Annotated in this window: 16 protein-coding genes; 1 reads left to right on the top strand and 15 read right to left on the bottom strand. The window is 48.6% G+C overall.

Going from position 1 to position 18,457, the window contains the following annotated elements; all coding sequences use genetic code 11:
- Position 1: 1 nt before the first annotated feature.
- The 13 genes from TBC1_RS04815 to TBC1_RS04755 form a co-directional block, all read right to left on the bottom strand.
- Positions 2-1,555 carry a cytochrome ubiquinol oxidase subunit I gene (locus tag TBC1_RS04815; protein WP_062039258.1) on the bottom strand — a complete coding sequence of 518 codons (1,554 nt, stop codon included), beginning with the start codon at positions 1,553-1,555 and terminating at the stop codon, positions 2-4.
- Between the two features lie 12 nt (positions 1,556-1,567).
- Entirely contained in the window at positions 1,568-1,789 is a 222-nt protein-coding gene (locus TBC1_RS04810) for a DUF4492 domain-containing protein (RefSeq protein ID WP_062039255.1), read from the bottom strand.
- Positions 1,790-2,145: 356 nt separating this feature from the next.
- A complete protein-coding gene (locus TBC1_RS04805; RefSeq protein WP_082189483.1) occupies positions 2,146-2,478 on the bottom strand; it encodes a cation transporter in 333 nt (110 codons plus the stop codon).
- A gap of 85 nt (positions 2,479-2,563) precedes the next feature.
- Positions 2,564-2,938: a monovalent cation/H(+) antiporter subunit G gene (gene mnhG / locus TBC1_RS04800; RefSeq protein ID WP_062039252.1), complete on the bottom strand. Its 375-nt coding sequence runs from the start codon at positions 2,936-2,938 to the stop codon at positions 2,564-2,566.
- Positions 2,931-3,209, bottom strand: a complete 279-nt coding sequence (locus TBC1_RS04795; protein WP_062042783.1) for a monovalent cation/H+ antiporter complex subunit F — start codon at positions 3,207-3,209, stop codon at positions 2,931-2,933. The genes mnhG and TBC1_RS04795 overlap by 8 nt, the downstream gene beginning before the upstream one ends.
- Before the next feature lie 5 nt (positions 3,210-3,214).
- Positions 3,215-3,553 (bottom strand): Na+/H+ antiporter subunit E, encoded by a 339-nt coding sequence (locus TBC1_RS04790; protein WP_062039249.1) that lies wholly within the window; start codon positions 3,551-3,553, stop codon positions 3,215-3,217.
- 14 nt (positions 3,554-3,567) lie between these two features.
- A complete protein-coding gene (locus TBC1_RS04785; RefSeq protein WP_062039246.1) occupies positions 3,568-5,073 on the bottom strand; it encodes a Na+/H+ antiporter subunit D in 1,506 nt (501 codons plus the stop codon).
- Positions 5,070-5,420, bottom strand: a complete 351-nt coding sequence (locus TBC1_RS04780; RefSeq protein WP_062039243.1) for a Na(+)/H(+) antiporter subunit C — start codon at positions 5,418-5,420, stop codon at positions 5,070-5,072. The genes TBC1_RS04785 and TBC1_RS04780 overlap by 4 nt, the downstream gene beginning before the upstream one ends.
- A 3-nt stretch (positions 5,421-5,423) precedes the next feature.
- Positions 5,424-5,837, bottom strand: a complete 414-nt coding sequence (locus tag TBC1_RS04775; protein WP_062039241.1) for a Na+/H+ antiporter subunit B — start codon at positions 5,835-5,837, stop codon at positions 5,424-5,426.
- Positions 5,834-8,149, bottom strand: a complete 2,316-nt coding sequence (mbhE, locus tag TBC1_RS04770) for a hydrogen gas-evolving membrane-bound hydrogenase subunit E (RefSeq protein WP_062039238.1) — start codon at positions 8,147-8,149, stop codon at positions 5,834-5,836. Before mbhE ends, TBC1_RS04775 begins: the two co-directional genes overlap by 4 nt.
- 220 nt (positions 8,150-8,369) lie before the next feature.
- The gene (gene acs, locus TBC1_RS04765) at positions 8,370-10,271 is read right to left on the bottom strand and encodes an acetate--CoA ligase (RefSeq protein WP_062039234.1); all 1,902 of its coding nucleotides are present in this window, start codon (positions 10,269-10,271) and stop codon (positions 8,370-8,372) included.
- Between the two features lie 83 nt (positions 10,272-10,354).
- Complete coding sequence (locus TBC1_RS04760) at positions 10,355-12,610, bottom strand: TonB-dependent receptor (protein WP_062039231.1); 2,256 nt, start codon at positions 12,608-12,610, stop codon at positions 10,355-10,357.
- Between the two features lie 213 nt (positions 12,611-12,823).
- Positions 12,824-13,168, bottom strand: coding sequence for a hypothetical protein (locus TBC1_RS04755; protein WP_172668827.1), 345 nt, complete (start codon positions 13,166-13,168; stop codon positions 12,824-12,826).
- A gap of 243 nt (positions 13,169-13,411) precedes the next feature.
- On the opposite strand from TBC1_RS04755, the gene TBC1_RS04750 reads away from it, so the two are divergent.
- The gene (locus TBC1_RS04750; protein WP_172668826.1) at positions 13,412-13,927 is read left to right on the top strand and encodes a GNAT family N-acetyltransferase; all 516 of its coding nucleotides are present in this window, start codon (positions 13,412-13,414) and stop codon (positions 13,925-13,927) included.
- 93 nt (positions 13,928-14,020) lie between these two features.
- Here the strand turns inward: TBC1_RS04750 and TBC1_RS04745 are convergent, their stop codons facing one another.
- Together TBC1_RS04745 and TBC1_RS04735 are read right to left on the bottom strand one after the other, a co-directional pair.
- Complete coding sequence (locus tag TBC1_RS04745) at positions 14,021-17,542, bottom strand: hypothetical protein (protein ID WP_062039222.1); 3,522 nt, start codon at positions 17,540-17,542, stop codon at positions 14,021-14,023.
- Between the two features lie 252 nt (positions 17,543-17,794).
- On the bottom strand, positions 17,795-18,382 hold the full coding sequence (locus tag TBC1_RS04735; protein WP_062039216.1) for a c-type cytochrome: 588 nt from the start codon (positions 18,380-18,382) through the stop codon (positions 17,795-17,797).
- Positions 18,383-18,457 lie beyond the last annotated feature (75 nt).

Raw genomic sequence — 18,457 nt, 5'->3', positions numbered from 1 at the left:
CTTAATGTCCTCCTTCTTGTTTGGGTCCTAACTTGATTTGTTTAAACATAATCCTGAGCTCGGCAATGAGCAGGGTGGTAAAGATTACCGCAAACAGGACAAAGGTAGTTATCACCGCGTTGGTGTCGAGCCTTGATACGGCGGTCATGGTGGGCATCAGGTCCTGAATTACCCATGGCTGACGTCCCATTTCGGCGGTAACCCATCCCGACTGCGAGGCGATATAGGCCAGGGGGATATTGACAATGCCTATGGTCAGCCAGAACTTCGACCTGGAAATTTTTCCCTTGTATACAAGCAGGAGTACGATGGCAAAAAACACCAGGAACCACATGCCAAGGGCGACCATCAGGTGGAAACTGTAGAAAGTCAGCGGGACGTTGGGGACCAGCCTCGAGGGGTCATCCACAAAGTAACCGTAGCCGAAATACTGAAAGTTCTGATCGAGGATTTCTTTGGCCTCAGTCAACTTGACTTCATCTCCGGCTTCTTTGGCAGTCTTGTATTCGGCCAGGGCATCAATGGCGAGTTTGCCGCGGGCAATTTTTTCGGCAGCAGATGGGATGCCATGTTCTTCGTTTCCTTCCATCAGGTCCTTAACGCCGGGAATAAAGGCGTTGAAATCCTGAAACGCCATGTAGGATAGGAAATTCGGTACTTCAAGTTTGAAAACGAAATCCTTGATATTTTCATTGTTGGGATCTTCAGGCGTTGATGAAACCACCCCGATCGCGACCAGCGGCGCACCGCGCTGACCGACATAAAGGCCCTCGAACGCGGCAAATTTCATGGGTTGGTGACGGGCAACAACCTTGGCGCTGTAATCTCCGGTAAGAATGGTTAACAATGAGGTCACCAATCCGAATACGGCGGCTACCACGATGCTTCGTTTTGCAAAGACCAGGTGTCTCTTTTTGAGCAGAAACCATGAGCTGATTCCAATCACAACCAGCGCGGCAAGCATGTAGGAAGAAGAAATAGTATGGGTAAATTTGCTCACGGCCATGGGAGAGAACAGTACATCCCAGAAGTGCGCCATTTCATTCCTTGCCGTATCGGGATTGAATTTCATACCCACCGGCATCTGCATCCAGGCGTTGGCTACCAGTATCCAAAGGGCTGAAAGGCTTGCACCGAAAGCAACCAGCCAGGTGGAAACCAGGTGGAATTTTTTGCTCACCTTATTCCAGCCGAAAAACATTACGGCTATAAAAGTTGACTCTATGAAGAATGCCATGATGCCTTCAATGGCCAAGGGGGCCCCGAAGATATCTCCGACAAACCAGGAGTAATTCGACCAGTTTGTACCGAACTCAAATTCGAGGATGATGCCGGTAGCCACGCCAATGGCAAAATTGATCCCGAAAATCGTCATCCAGAACTTGGTGATGCGCTTCCATTCCGGATTACCGGTGCGCACGTAGATGGTCTCCATGATGGCCATAATAAACCCAAGGCCAAGCGTGAGCGGGACGAAAATCCAGTGATACATGGCTGTAAGCGCAAACTGTCCGCGCGACCAGTCAATCAGTGAATAGTCAAAGGTTTCTGTCATGATTGTGTGTATTTATTTAGGATTTGTTAATTGCTCAATCACATGATTGCTCCTGTCTTCATCGTTGTCAAAATTCGTCTTAAGGAAGTTCGGGAAAAAGAATATTTTAAGGATTACGAACATGACGAATAGTTTAATCAGAATAATGGCCCATAAAGTGCGGCCAACGGTCATGCTTTTGAACCCTTCATAATAAAAAGTGAAAATCCTGAGAATGATATTTTTTTTCTTCATAAAAGGTACGGATGATGGACTTCAAATATACCGAGAAACTTTCGTTTTTCATCCCGGATTTGTAATTTATAAAATGTCTAAATTGTTTAATGAACTAATAATAGGGTACATGAATACCATTATATTAAAGCAAAGAAAATAAATCAGATGTAATAAAATAAATATGATGAATGTCAGTAAAGAATTAAACAAAAATGACCGTAATGAACAAATGACCGTAATATGTTTTAGAAATGTGTTATTATGATGTTGAATGATTAGACAAAAAAATCCCGGATTGGTGCTGAAAACCATCCGGGAGTAATATGGGCATCCTGAAAAATTACTTGGCTTTTTATGCTTACTTACGCCTGAAATTATTCCACCAACACTTGTTTTGTCGCCGGGCCTTCTACCGTATATCCGACCTTTTCTATAGCCGCTGTTATTGCCTCAGTGTTGGTGAGCGTAGTGTCATAGCTCACAACGGTCAGTTCTTCGGTGTATGAAGCCATGGATTCGGTTACGCCTTCGAGCTCGTTTACGGCTTTCATCACCGTGTTTTCGCAGCCTTCGCAGGTCATGCCGGTAACATGCAGCTCAATGGTTTTGATGGCGGCCACATCTAAGTTGGCTTTTTCGGATTGATTGGTCTGGTTGCAGGCCATGAACAACAGGCCGGCAGTGAAAACCGCAAGAAATTTTTTCATACTTTGCTTAGCGTTTAAGAGGTTAGAGAAATATTGGTGACTCAGGACAAATATAGCGAATACTTTGTGTATCCCCTTGCCGGATTTACGATTGTTTTGCCCGGCTTCCGCTTATTTTTTCAGGAATTGACACATCAGGGTCATTTTCAAGCTCGTCGGTTACGGTCTTATCCCATTTGGGTGTGCCGAGGAGATGCGCCACCCTGCTTATTGCATGGGAGGCAACCGGGGCGGTAAGGAATATGAACACAATTACCATCAGGCTGATGGCAACTGTGTAAAAGGTTGAGAAATAGATGGCGGCGGCCGTTTGCAGTAAAAGGATCCCAAAGGCAGGAGCCTTGGTGGCTGCGTGCATGCGTGTATAAATATCCGGAAACCTGAGTACTCCGATGGCCGCCAGCAAGGAAAACAGTGAGCCGGCGATAAGCAAAACCGAGATGAGAATGACCTTAATCATAATACTTTTTTTTAAGGTAAGAGGCATAGGCCACTGTTCCGATAAAGATGACCAGAGCTACAATTGCAGCAATATCAAGATACCGGTAATTTCCGGAAGACACCGCAAAAACTATGGTAAATCCTATGCTGAGCGAGGCAATCAGATCAAGGGCCACAATTCGGTCGGGCAGGGATGGCCCCCTGAAGAGGCCGATCAGCGCCAGCAGCATAGCCAGCGCAAGAATTACAAGGCTTGTCAGGGTTACCCAATCAGGAAGTTGATTTGCCATTGCATTCATTCGAATACCTCCAGTACTTTTTTCTCAATGCCTTCTTTTATTTCTTTTTCAAATGCATTGCGGTTTTTAACATACATGCCGTGCACATAGATGTTCTTCTTGTCGTCGCTGATGTCCATGCACAGACTTCCGGGTGTCATGGTAATCAGGTTAAAAAGGATTAGTACCTGACTGTCACTTTTGGCGGCAATGGGGACTTTCACAATACCCGGACTGATTTTCATTACAGGGCTTAGAATGTCGCGGGCAAGTACAAGGTTGGCTATCACCATTTCCTTCAGGTAAAAAAGCAGGAAGATGAAGAAGTCAATTGTATTTTCGATGATTTTCGGCATAGCAGATTCTCTTTTTATTGACTCAGGTAATTGTTTCCCAGCACAGCTTCGATGTAGGGCCCGGGGTTGAGCAGTTGCATGGATGCATCCATTGCAAAATCCAGTATTGGCCTGACGGCAAATCCCATTGTCAGTGTAAGCAATCCCAGAAACGCAACGGGTAACACCATGGAGACAGGCAATTTCCCGTTTTCACCTTTAAATGGGTCACTGTTTTCAGGCCTGGCTTTCCAGAAGGCTTCATTCCAGATTTTTACCATAGAAAAGAGGGTGAAGAGGCCAACGGCCAGTGCCACAAATGAAATGACATATTCGCCGGCGCTGAAACCTGCCGATATCAGGATCAGCTTTCCGAAAAATCCTGAAAGGGGAGGAATGCCGGCAAGTCCGAATGCCGGAATAATAAACAGAATTGCAAGCCAGGGCCTGACTTTGTATAATCCGCCTATGGATTTGAGGTCGTAACTGCCGGTAACGCGGTTAATCAGTCCGGCTACCAGGAAAGTATTGGTTTTGGCGATGATGTTGTGGGCCATATAAAAAATGGCGCCTGCAACGCCGGCCACGGTAAAGATGCCCAGGCCCATAATCATGTATCCGATCTGGCTGATGATATGGAATGAAAGGATTTTGCGCATATCGTACTGCGAGGCGGCTGTCAGTACGCCAACCACCATGGTGAATCCGCCGATCCACAGGAAAAGCGGATGCCAGAAAAGTTTGTCCTGCACAAAAAACAGGGTATAGAAACGGATCATGGCATATACCCCGACTTTGGTGAGCAATCCGGCAAACAGGGCGGTGATGGCGACCGGCGGGGTGTGGTAGGATGCCGGAAGCCAGAAGAAAAACGGAAATACAGCTGATTTTATTGAGAAGGCGACGAAAAACAGCACGGCCGAGGTGTTGATCAGGATATTGTTATCGGCGATTGAAAGTTTCAGGGCAAGGTCGGCCATGTTGAGGGTGCCTGTTTTGCCATAGAGCAACCCTATCCCGGCAAGGAAAAGCAGGGAAGAAACCAGGTTTAGCGTTACATATTTTACGGCGCCCCTCAGTTGTTTTTTCTCACCGCCAAGGGTAATCAGTACAAAGGAGGCCATCAGCATAACTTCGAACCAGACGTAAAGATTGAAAATATCGCCGGTGACAAAAGCTCCGTTCACGCCCATCAGCAGGCCGTGAACCATCGGAAAATAGAAGAAAGACTGCCGTTGCCTGTCGATGGCCTCAAAAGAATAGATGCTGATGCTTACCGCGATGATGCCGGCGAGCAGGATCATAATGGAACTGAAGGCATCCATGACAAGGGTAATGCCGAAAGGGGCCAGCCAGTTTCCTGTATGCAATACCAGAATGCCTTCATGTTTTACCCTGATCAGGATGAAAATAGCCAGCATCAGTTGCAGCAGCGATCCGGTAAGGCTGATCCAAGGCTGCCATTCTCTCCGCTGGAAATTGATCAGCAGGAAAATAATGGTAATCAGCGGAAAGAGTACCGGTAATGCGGGTAATATCATTTGGTGTCTCCTTCTTTTAGTTCGTCAAGGTCTTCGGTTCCTGTAACCTGATAAAAGCGGTACATGAGTGCCAGAAAGAAAGCGGTAATCCCAAAGCCGATCACTATGGCCGTTAAGATCAGCGCCTGGGGAAGGGGATCGGTAGAATTGCTGAGGCCTGCTTCCATAACCGTGTCGCTAAACTGGGGGTTGCCCTTGTGTAAACCACCGGCCGTAAAAATCAACAGGTTGATGGAATGACTGAGCAGCATAATGCCCAGAATCAGCTTTACGATACTTCTGCGGAGCAACAGGTAAACCCCTGCTGCAAACAATAGTCCGATTACAAATGCGAGTATGGTTTCCACTGGTTATTCCTCCATAATGTTAAAAATGACGGTGAGCATAATCCCCCATACTGTAAGGTAAACGCCGAAATCAAAGAGCATGGGTGTTCCCAGTTTCAGTTTTGCTGAGAAGGGTAAGCTGATGCTGATCCATTCACCTGTAAAGAAGGGGTTGCCCGCAAAGAGAGCCGGAAGGGTACTGATAAAGGCAACGGAGAGGCCGGAAGCAATCAGCATCATCGGGCTGACCCTGAGTTTTTTCTCTGCTTCCCGGGTATCGAAAGCCAGGGCATAAAATACAAATCCGGCTGCGGCCATCAATCCTCCGATAAAACCTCCCCCGGGATCGTTGTGCCCGCGGTAAAATACCAGAAGGGACAGAATCATTGTGACGGGAAGTATCCTGGAAGCCGCCATTTGCAGCAGATGTGACCTCATGTTGCGCTCCCTTTCTTTGTTATGAGTTTCAATAATGCGGTAACACCGATGGCAGCGATCACAAGTACGGTAATTTCACCGAGCGTATCCAGCGCCCTGAAGTCAACCAGTATGACGTTGACGGTGTTTTTGCCATGTGCCATCGAAAGGGCATTTTCGTTATAGAATTCCGATATTTTGGGATTAAGGTTTATCTGTCCGGCCTTCAGTACCAGACCTGTCATAAATCCCCCTGCAGATAATGCAATAACTGCATCGCGCAGGCGCGTCATTTTTGAAGAAAAGTTGGTGAATTTCGGCAGGTGGTAGATTACCGCCATAAATAAAACAAGCACCAGCGTTTCGGCAAGTATCATGGTAATAGCCACGTCGATTGCGCCGTAAATAATGAAAAGCAAGGCAATGCCATAGCCGGTTGTTCCGAGCGAAAGAATGGCCGCCAGCCGCGATCTGGCCAGGGTGGCAAACAAGGTTGATGCAACAATCAGGGCAACGATCAGTAATTCATAAATGCCCGGCGGGGAAATTATCGTAAACGCTGGTTCATTCCAGGTATAAGTTATCTGATACCAGGCCAGTGCAGAGGTCATGATGAAGATGGCAATAAGATAATAGCGCTGATAGCCGCTTTGCACCAGGGCGGTTTTCTTTTTGGTCAGTGAAAGGAAGAAATCGAGCCCTTTGTTGAATGCATCGGCAAATCTGAACGTAATTACCTCGTTGTTGAAGCGGGTGAGGGCGGGATTTACCTTCCGGTAAAGCAGGAAAAGGGCAACGCCGGCAGCAACGGTGATAAAACTCACAAGCAGGACTTCATTAAAGCCGTGCCACAATGCCAGCTTGAGGGTGTCGATGCCCGGCCTGATGGATGTGATGGCCGGCCGGAGAAGCAGGCCGGCTACGGTTGATGGAAACAGCCCGAAGATCAGGCTGATGAACGCCAGGATCATTGGTCCTATCCTGAGCGCCAGTGCAGGACGATTAGGTTTTTCCCCGGGGTATTTCAGCGGACCGAGAAAAAGGTTAAAAATCAGGGCCAGGGAGATGGCGACCATAATCACATTGGTAAGCACACCGGCCAGCAGCAGGAAATTGCCGATGTCAGGCAATCCGATTTTCGCTTCATAAATCAGTTCTTTACCTATGAATCCGATCATGGGCGGAAGCCCGGCCATACTCAGCAGGCTTATAATGGCCGCAACAGCGGCTACTGGCATTACCCTGAACAACCCGCCAAGTTTCCGCAGATCGCGCGAGCCGGCAGATTTGTCGATCAGCCCGGCAATCATAAAGAGAGCGCCTTTATAAAGGGCATGTACAAGCAGGAATATGATGGCTGCCTTGATCGAGATGTCCGTATCAATTCCCAGCATCAGCACCAGAATTCCCAACGCGCTGATGGTAGTGTAGGCAAGCACTTTTTTGAAGTCGGTCTGCGAATAGGCGAAATATCCACCCAGCAGCATAGTTATGGCTCCGGTAATGGTAAGAATATATTTCCATTCAGGGGTGCCGCCCATAACCGGGCTCAGGCGCATCAGCAGATAAATGCCTGCCTTGACCATGGTAGCAGAATGCAGAAACGCGCTTACCGGCGAAGGGGCCTGCATGGCCCCGGGAAGCCAGAAATGGAAAGGGAATTGTGCTGATTTGGTGAAAGCGCCTGCCAGGATGAGCAGCAGGGCCGGAAGGTAGTGCGGGTGATTGCGGATGATATCTCCTGATTTCAGCAGGAGGGGGATTTCAAGTGTCCCGGCTGCCTGCCCCAGTATGATAAAGCCTGCCATCATCGCCAGACCGCCGGCAACGGTTATAAGCAATGCCTGAAGGGCAGCGTTGCGGGCTTCGGGTTTCTCATGGCTGAATCCCACCAGAAGAAATGAGCTTACACTGGTGAGTTCCCAGAAAATAAACATGGTAAACAGGTTGCCCGAAATTACCAACGCCAGCATGGCAAATTCAAACAGCAGAATCAGGAAGAAGAACCGGTGCCTGAGCGGATAGGGCTGCATATATTTGCCGGCAAATACCAGCACCAGCGCTCCCATGCCTGTGATGAGCAGGGCAAAAAACAGCGAAAGCCCGTCGAGGTAGAGCGAGAAATTAAGATAAAGTTCCGGCAACCAGTTGATGGTCAGGGAAAGTTCTTCACCTGCAGAGGTAAGAGGTGCATAAGTGAGAAACATGGCAAAGCCAGCTGCCGAGATCAGCCCGAGCAGCCATGCAGCATGCCTGCCACCCCTTTGAATTATGACGGGCGACAATAATGCAGCAATAAGCAATATCAGCAAATAAACCAGAATCCCGTTCATCCAATCGGTATTTATATCATCAATCAGCCAGCCGGCCGTGTTTTTGGTATTGGGTTAACGAATATACTGATTTTTTGTTTAAGCTTTTAAGAAGATTTAATAAACATGGTTTGTGAAGACTCATATTTGTCCGGTCTGCAAAGAAGAAAGTCCGGCTGTCCGGGAGAGGTGATATTCCCGGAAACCAGGGAGGTTAAAGGAAGAAGTATTTGTCAGGAAACTACTCTTCCAGGGTACTTAAGTCGCCGGTATCCTGTCCTAGCGCCCTGGCTTTCAGCACGCGGCGCATAATTTTTCCGCTTCTTGTTTTAGGCAGGGCATCCGTAAACACGACAAATGCCGGACGGGCAATGGGGCCGATTTCGTGCTCAACATGAGCTTTAAGTTCTTCTGACAGTTTATCACCGGCTTCCACTCCCTGTCGCAGGACCACGGTAGTGTGAATGATATTGCCGCGCAATTCATCGGGCAGCGCGATGGCTGCAGCTTCGGTCACTGCCGGATGGCTTACCAGGGCGCTTTCAATTTCGGCGGATCCCAAACGGTAGCCGCTTACCTTGATTACATCGTCAATCCTTCCGATAATCCAGTAATATCCGTCTTCATCCTTTCTTGCCGAATCGCCTGCCAGATACCATTTCTGTTCACTATATTTTTCCCAGTATTTTTCCACAAAACGATCCGGATCGCCCAGAATGGTCCGGGCCATTCCCGGCCATGGGTTTTTGATGACTAGGTTGCCTTCTTCCCCGGTTTTTACTTCATTGCCCCTGTCGTCCACTATGGCCATTTCGTTGCCGAAGAAGGGTTTGGTGGCAGATCCCGGTTTCAGCGGTATCACGGGAAGCGGGGTGATCATATGACCACCGGTTTCCGTCTGCCACCAGGTGTCCATAATGGGGCACCGGCCTTTGCCGATTACCTCGTAATACCATTTCCAGGCTTCGGGGTTGATGGGTTCACCTACGGATCCAAGCAGCCGCAGAGAACTCAGGTTGTGCCGGTCGGCCCACGATGGACCAAAACGCATAAGGCCGCGAATGGCGGTAGGTGAGGTGTATAATATGTTGATGCCGTATTTTTCAATCATCTGCCACCAACGGTTAGGGTAAGGGTGGTTAGGGGCGCCTTCGTACATCATCATGGTGGCCCCGTTGATAAGCGGGCCGTAAACCATGTAGCTGTGTCCGGTCACCCAGCCGGGATCGGCAGCACACCAGAAGCGATCCTCCGGTTTTATGTCGAAAACATACCTGAATGTGGATGCGGTATATACCGCGTATCCCCCGTGGGTGTGGACCAGGCCTTTGGGTTTCCCGGTAGTGCCGGAAGTATAGAGTATAAACAACGGGTCTTCAGCATCGGTTTCCACCGTAGCGCAATCGGAACAAGCCAGCGGCATCGACATCAGGTCGTGATACCAGAAATCACGGTCATTCTCCATATAGCATTCTTCACCGGTACGTTTCACGGTAATGCAGACTTCGATGGTCGGTGATCGTTTCATCGCTTCATTGGCGATGCTCTTCAGCCCGACAGCTTTTCCGCGTCTGAATCCTCCGTCGGCAGTAACCAGTATGCGGCTGTTGGCGTCTTCGATACGCTCAGCCAGCGCTTCCACGCTGAATCCTCCGTAAACCACGCTGTGAATGGCGCCGATTTTGGCACAGGCCAGCATGGCTATAACTGTTTCAGGAATTTGCGGCATGTAAATGGTAATCACTTCACCCGGCCTGGCTCCCATAGATTTAAGGACATTGGCAAACCGCGAAACTTCCCGGTGGAGCGCGTGATAGGAGAAAGTGCGCAGATCGCCCGGCTCCCCCTCCCAGATTATGGCCAATTTATTGCGGGTGGCGTTTTTCTGGTGCCGGTCGAGCGCGTTGTGTACGATGTTGATGCGCCCACCCTGAAACCACTCATAAAAAGGGTGATTGGATGCATCAAGGACTTTGTCCCACTTCCTGAACCATTCCAGCCGTTTGGCCTCTTTTGCCCAGAAATCTTCCCGGTTGCTGATCGATTCCTGATACAGGGGTTCATAGTCCTTTACATTTGCTCTTTTTTTTACTTCCTTCGAGGGATGGTAAATCTTTTTGAGGGTATTGCTGGGCTTTTCCATATAAGCTGTTTTTTTTACTTAACAATCAGGTTAAGCGGATTGTTGCACCTTGGAACGGGAATACTGCCGTGCCGGAGTTTCGCCTACATCAGCAATCTTATCCCCATCATGACGGTTCTGCCATAAAGCGGCCCGTATACATTGGCGGCATCGAAGTCATCCGAAAACGGAGACTGCCAGTTGATGACCGGATTGCGGTTCTGCCGCCAGTCGAGAATATTATTTATCCCTACATAAACCCTTACACTCTGGTTGAGGTTGTAATTTACCAGTAAGTTGATGAGGCTGTATGGTTTTGACAGGCGATCATCGTTCACCACTTCAGGATCAACTGTCGGTAACAGCATTTTTCCGGTAAAAGTTCCGGTCAGGTCCACGGTGGTTCTGATTTTCCTGGCATCCCAGCTCAACAACCAGTTGCCTGTGAATTCAGGACTTAACGGCTGGGCTTCTTTTCCGGTTTTTTCTGATCCGGTATTGCTCACCGCAAACACATCCTGCCAGGTAAATCCGGCTGACCAGGTAAAAAATCCGTTGATTCTCCCATTGGCTGAAACAGCCACCCCGCGGCTTACGGCATAATCACCGTCGGGAAGGTTGCGGTAAATGATTTTCTCCGTATCAGTATCATAGTCAGCCAGGATTTTATTGCTGAAGCGGGTGTAGAACAGGTCGGCATCCAGCACAACCCAGCGCCCTACCAGGCGATTGATTGTCTGATTCAGACTGATCGAGACATTCCAGGATTGCTCCGGTTTAAGGTTTTCGCTGATCACGACCTCACGGAATCCTGAAAGGGCGGCATGGTCTTCGGTAAATATATTCACCGTGCGGAAACCGGTGCCGCTGTTTATCCTGAATATCGTATTCCCGGAAAGTTCATATTTAGCGCTGAGCCGTGGTGAAAAGACCAGTCCGTGCCTGTTGTGATGATCCAAACGTGCTCCGGCCAGCAGATTTGTCTTTGTGTTGATCCTGATATCATCCTGCACAAAGATGCCCGGTATAAACTGTTTGTCTCTGCCGGAGGCGGTTACCGGTGTGTTGTCGTCATAAACCTGGTAACGGGCGGTAAATCCTGAAGTAATACTATGTCTCTCCCCGGCATTGGTCAACCAGATGAGGTTTGCAAAACTGATGTGTTGCTCGCCCTTGTAAAAGGTTGTTCCATACCAGCTGTCATGCCAGTGTCCGCTCTGCGAAATATCCAGCCGCAAACCGGCACTTCCCGGAAGACTGTATGATCCCGTCAGTTCATAACGGTTTGTGAAAATGGTCTCGCCGTAAAGGCTGTCACTTCCCCGGACTTTACTGTCAGGTTTGAAATTATATGCACCCAGAAATTCCTGAGTTCCGCCAGCCCTGTTTTCATGGTAGAATTTTACGGCAAATGAGGCAGTTTTTCCGGCAGGCCGCTGAAAACTCCATTTGTTGAAGAGCGATACGGAAGGGCTGATGATGACTTTGTCGGCAAAGTTGTCTTTATTAAGATCGGTAAAGCGTTCCATTGTATGGATGCTTCCACTGAAAAGGGCGTCAAATTTTCGTCCGCGAAAGGGCGAGAACCCGATATCGGCATTCCGGTCGCCGAGGTTACTCCAGTTGGTATTGAAAAAAAATCTGGGTGCCGTTTCCGCGCTGCTGGTGATGATATTGATGATGCCGCCAATGGCTTCGGAACCGTAAAGTGTTGAGGAGGCTCCTTTGATTACTTCAACCCGTTCAATCAGGGCGTTGGGGATGCCGTTCAGCCCGTAGACCGATGCCAGCGCTCCCATGATGGGCATGCCGTCAATCAGCACCGCTGTGTTGGAACCTTCGAGCCCGTTGATGCGAATCTCGTTGGTGCCGCATACCCCGCAGGCAGTTACCTGCTGTACCCCATTGATCATGCCAATGGACTGCATCAGGTTGTTGGATGGGGTTTTCCGGAGGAAAGCGGCTCCAAGGACTTCAATTTTTACCGGTGAATCGCGCAGCGACTGTTCCTTCAGGCTGCCGCTGATCACTACCTGTTCCAGGGCGACGGTAACTGTCTCAAGAGTAATGTCAAACTCTTTGCTTTCCCGCTTCGAAATGGTAAATTCCATTTCTTTGGTTTTGTGCCCGACGTGCTGAATCATAAGGGTGTGAGTTCCGGGAGGAATGTTATTCATCATGTAATGCCCCGTAATATCAGTGGCTGTACCGATTCGGGAGTCTTTTATGACGAGGTTGACAAACGGGATATGCGTGCCGGTTTCATCCACAACATGTCCGAATAGCGTGGCATCTGACTGGGCAAAAATTGCTGTCCATTGCAGTAAAAACAGGGATAAGTTGATTGTCTTAATTTTCATTCAGTTAGAAAAATTGTAAGGAATTGTAATTTTTTTATTTTGGCAACAAGGCAAGAAGTCTGAATCCGTTAGTACCAGCTCTTATGTATTTCAGAGAATGAGAGCTGCACTGTTAATTATGCAAAAATTTTCTGTTATGGCATTTCAGGCAAGGATTCCTGATCATGTTAAATTCTGGAAAGTGCCGGGAAGCTTTAACTGTGAATTCAGACTTTATAAAATAACTGGAGGAGGGCGCAAACGGTAAACGGGATTGAAAAACTGTAAAACATCATCAGATTTTTTTTCAATCCTTAACGGCATGATTAAAACGGTTGCCATCAGAATAGTGATGGCGACGATGATTAAGGTTTGCAGGGTTGTTATCTGATCGAAATAAAAATATTCTTCCTCTGAATGCGAATGTTTCTGTAGAGGTGTGTTTCCGGTGCTTTTGAAAGGGTGGGCATGTTCTACAATCAGTCCCGACGGCATTCTGTGTAAATGCCGGTTGATCAACCCGTTGGTGATCAGCCAGAGCGACGGTAAGAGCAATAAAATGGCCAGTGCCTTTTTCATGGAATTAATGCTTACACGGAAATTACCCTGATCTTTGTTGAACATCGGTTCTTAAACAGCGAATCAGCAGAAGTGTTCAACCGGAGAACCGAGGCATTGCTTCATATCCTGAAAATGCCACGTGCCATGAAACCGGATTATTTATCTTTATCCCGGTTAATTCCGGATAAATATTATCCTGAGAAAAACGGATTATTTACAGGGAATTGCAGACCTGATTTCGCTTATTCAGCATGTAATAAGATGAAAAATATTTGCCTCAGGCCTTTCGAAAGGCGTGATTTTGCAAGGCTGATCGCGTGGATCGACAACGAACAGCTGTTGTATCAGTTTGCCGGTCCTGTTTTTCAATATCCCCTGAATAACTTTCAGCTTGAGCAATACCTTGCTGAGAGCAGCAGGTTCCCTTATGTAGTAATGGACTGCATTTCAGGCAAACCGCTCGGGCATGCCGAGATTTATCGTCTTTCAGCTACCCGCGGAAAGCTATGCCGTCTTTTAATCGCGGACCCCGGACAACGCGGAAGGGGACTCGGCCAGGAACTTGTCGGAGAGTTGGTACGTATCTGCCGGGAGGAGTTCGGATTTCATCAAATAGAACTGAATGTTTATGATTGGAACCTCCCGGCCATTCATTGTTACGAAAAGGCAGGCTTCGTCCGTAACCCGCTGAAATCGTCAATACTCAGCAAAAGCGGTGAAACCTGGCGGTCCGTAAATATGACACTGGCCTTCAGGGACCAGGCAGAAGGCCAGTGAATGATCCTTTCCGGAACCAGACGATCGCAAATACCTTCCGGTGTTGATCAAGGAATAATCATGTGCCGTTTGGAACAGAAGATTCACGGTATTTCATGCATTCACGTTGTCCGGTTGCTCCTGTTTTCTGAAAAGCGGGTCTGCACCGATGGTTCCTGTGAGGAATTCAATATAGGCGTCTGAACTGATAAATTCCAGCTCCTTTTCAATATTGCTGATTCTTTCATTAAGGTCCAGGGCTTCAATATACTCGGCATTGATCCCCTGTGCAGTAAAATGCCTGAGGTAGGTCAGGCTCTTGTCCAGAAAGTTGATATCGATCTGCTGTTTGCGCTGGAGTCTTTCATGATACCAGATTGAATTCAGCACGTATTCCCTGTCAAAAAGTCCTCTTACATCCGGATGTTCAGCTGTTTTGCCTTCGTAACTTCCCCATGCCATGATATGGAGCAGGGCTTTCAGCGGGGGAATGGCAGCTTCAACGCTCCCATCCTCAAAATATTCCCGGGCCACCCTTTGCTGAGCTTCCACAATATTGTTGATTCCGTCAACGAAGGCGTCCATGTCCTGTTTTTCAGGCCGAAGCATCAATTCATTGAACACAGCCTGAGGTTCATCAAAAATGCTTTTCAGGTAGCTGAAAGTGAAATTTTCCGTAATTCTGTAACCCAAGCGTGAAGCAAGCACTTTTTTGCCCTTGTAATCAAAATCTTCCAGTTTTTCGAGTGATCCTTCTTCAATGAGTTTTTCAGGATCCCGGTCTTTAACTTCCATGCGGCTCCATAATTCAGGAATCAGCAGGGAGATATCATGGTCGAACCTTGATTTGGTACCGATAAACCCGGCAGCCGACGAAAAAGCGTTATATCCGGTCAGGATGTAGCTCAGCAGGGCATTGTTCAGGTCAGTTACAGGGCTCAGCATGTTGAAAGGCCCTTTGGTGAGCGCGCCCTCCGAACCGGCACCGGTTGTTGACGGTGATTTACCGGTCAGGCTGCAGATATAGTCCATAAACAACTCCGGCAGTTCCTGGTAGTGGATGGGGCCGTAAACACTCAGCCCTCGGATATTGCCTGCAGGATCAGGCGGATTGTTGCGCCGGCCCGGCAATACGGCATGGATGGGATTGTAAATCTGCTCGGAAAGGGGAATGCGCATCGAAAACCGCATGCCGACCTCTGCCAGATGATCATCTATGGGATTTACCAGGTCGGGCCTGATCTGAAGGTATCGGGGATTTTTGGAAGGTGCACCATTAACAATTCTTGGATGCGAAGGCGTGATAAAATAGTTCCCCGTACTGTCATTACTGCCTTCTATAATCAGTTTCTGAATGGGACGGGTATAACGGTCAAAGTTGATGGCATCTTCAATCAGACGTTTGCCGTCTTCAGAAGTCAATGGCTGGTAATTGCTGCAGAAGTTGTTGCGCTGTGACAGGTCTGCCTCGGTTTCTTTGTCGTAACCTCTGTGAATGGCTTCATCGGGTCGCTGGAAGAACTTGCTTTCGCAGTTTTCCGTGATCTTAACGCTGGGATTTGTGTAGTCGGGGTTAAGGTATTTAAGATGCTTTACCGGCAGGGTGACTGAAGCGGTAATGTCATCTTCCATCTGAATTTTGGCTGCGGCAATGAAGTCGGAACGTAATTTATGAAGGTACCATGAATTGTCGGCTGCAAAACCCACCCTGAGGTAGCTTGCGCTCAACTTGCGGTTGCTGAAAAGCAGTTCATGGCCTTTGCGTCCGTTGATAACGTCGGTGGAGAAGAATTCCTTCCAGTCGTCACTGGTGCGCTCCGGCCGGTAAAAGCGCTTTACATAGAAAACCAGCGCTTTGACATGCGCCGGTATCGACCTGACGAAATCATTGTACTCATCAGTATACTGGGATGAAGGATTCAGCAGTTTGATCACCGAACCAAGCGTACGGTCAGGTGAAAGAAGGGGGCGTGAAATCGCACTGTGCTCTTCAGGATTCTTCCACCTTCCCGAAAAGTCCCGGCGGATGATTTCATCGGCCGCTTTCATATCCCGATCAAAATTATCCACAAAGAAAGACCCGTAAATAATGGCGTTAAGCAGGGATTTGGAGATCTCTGACTTTCCGCCTCCCGAAACTGTGCTGGGCTTGTGACAGAATGTGCCACGGGCATGGGTGCTCACCAGCCGCCACGAGGGCGCTGAAGGATGTTTTTCCATATGCAGCTTGTGGCCTGACGGATAAATATAGTAATGCCCGGGTCTCAGCGGGATGGTTTGACTGCTGCCTTTGTAATTCCACCGGACTGTGCCTTTGTAGAGGTCTATTTCCGTATCCTCGGGAATGTATATGATATTTCCGAATTTTTTGTCTACACCATAACCCTCAGGTTTCAGGTGCATCAGTGGACCGAACTTTTCAACCACTTCAGAAAAATAGAAAGACTTTTTCAGCCGGTTTTTCATAAATAACGCTCCGTTGAAGTTCGAGCCAATATTTTTTCTCCTGAAGGCGATGGCCCCTCCGGAATGCTCTTCTTCAACCAGGCCAAACAGGTTGGCACTATAGCTGATCTGAGTCTTGATCTCTTTTTTGGAATAACCGAAATAATTATCCGCGATCAGGGTGATTACCACCCCGCGTTCGTCACGGCAGGTAATCTTAAAGGCCTGTCCGCCGTTGTAGAGTTCGTTTTCATCTTTCCAGCATACTCCGTCGCGGCGCTGACGTTCAGTGGCCTCGTCGTAATGGGGAAGACCCAGTGCTTTCTTCGTCAATGTCGTCAATTGCGGGGCCAGCACGATGCATCCTGTATGGCCGGTCCAGCTTTCCGGATCCAAGGCCGCATCACAGGCCGGATTCGACGGGTTGCCGGCATTCCCGAAGATGGATTCCACAAAGTCGATGTTGGCAACCAGGCTGCCAGGTGCAAAAAAACGGACTTCCATGGTTTTGCGTTTCAGCACCCCTTTCACTTCGGGGCAAACCACCGGACGGAGGAGCAGGGAGACGAATACTTCCGCCTGCTTTTCCTGGGCAGATGTGAAAGGAAGGCGGTTGAGCGCGGCAGGTGGATTAAAGGCAGATTCCAGGAATTTTGCCCAGGTGATTTTTGGAACTTCAATCTTGTCGGGCGGAACCGGAAGCCCGCCTTCCACGATATGAAAGGAGCCCTGGGTGGTCCGGCGGTCGTTCCGCGGATTGTGCAACACCCCCTGCCGGATGCGGTATGAGTCAAGCAGCTCGCTGCTGTAATGGTTTTCGTGGGGAGGAAGACTCAGCATCCGCGCAACCCCGGGTTTGTCACTTACCAGGGTGTTGGCTGGCAGCCTGGGGACTTCAGGCAGCCTGAGATCTTCGAGATAGCTGTTGATAAAAGCCTGAATGCGCCTGTCAACCGGAGAATAAACATCGGCAATCAGTCGCGTACGGCTTCGGTAAATATTTACAAGATTTGATGTGAGATCCAGAAAGTCAGGATCTGCCAGGGGAGTTTCTATGCCGGTGGCCTGCTGGTCGTCGAATACCGGCTGACCCATGGTCGCCAGCTTCAGGTTGATGTACCGGATCAGGTCCCGGGCTGTCAATGAGCGGCCGGATTCGGCAAAAGCAGTGGTGTGATTATCGTTTTTCATCTTGGCCGGAATTTGGGAACAGATTGAATCTGCAAAAATACTCATAATTCAAGCGACTGATACACAAATATTTATGCAATCGATTGCGGGTCTGATCATTTTTCAGAATGGATTAGGGGTCAAACAAATACCTGTAATGATTTTCTCAGATACTCAATTAAAAAGCAACAGCATCCGGTCCATTACCGAACCGGCTGCACTGATGGAATGCCGTAAAAGGGAAACCGGATTTGCCAGTCCGGAAGTGAATGCTTAAAGCCGGGGAGCCACAGGCGAAGGGACAATATTTCTGACCGGCCTGGTGCTTTTGAGATACAGATACATCGCCCTGACGTCTTCATCTTTCATCTCTGTGAAATTCTGCCATGGCATGGGTGGAAGCAGCTTTCTGCCTCCTTCAATCCCTTTATACCAACCCTGTTTCAGGGCTTTGCTGAACTGTTCTTCCGTCCAGGTTCCGATACCCGTTTCGTCAGATGTTATGTTGGCGGCGAAAGATACACCCCAGGGGCCCGCAGCCATGGTAAGGTCCTCGTTCATAAGTGCCCACCCCTGCTTTACAGCATCAGCATCTGCTTCCCTGACCGGCCGGCCGGATGGGTATCCCGACAATAACAGGGAATCGATGAGCTCCGGGCCGTTCGGACCCATTTTTTTGGGAGAATGGCAATCATGGCATCCGCTGATGGTAACGAGGTATTTTCCGTGGGCGAGCATGGCCTCCATGCTGGTGTCGGCGGTTGCTGATTGACTCTGTTCAATACGCACCTCTTTTTGTGCGCAGAAAGTAAGTAAACTCAGGGACGCTGCGAAAGCGATTATTAAGGAAATGGTTTTCATAACGACAGATATGGAGTTTATATTATATAGGACAGGTCGCTGATGTGAAAGTACTGTGCCTGTCCGGGAATGATA

The organism is Lentimicrobium saccharophilum, assembly GCF_001192835.1.
In the GTDB taxonomy this organism is placed as follows: domain Bacteria; phylum Bacteroidota; class Bacteroidia; order Bacteroidales; family Lentimicrobiaceae; genus Lentimicrobium; species Lentimicrobium saccharophilum.
The sequence above is the reverse complement of the archived record's forward strand: the minus strand, read 5'-3'. Positions and strand labels throughout refer to the sequence as shown.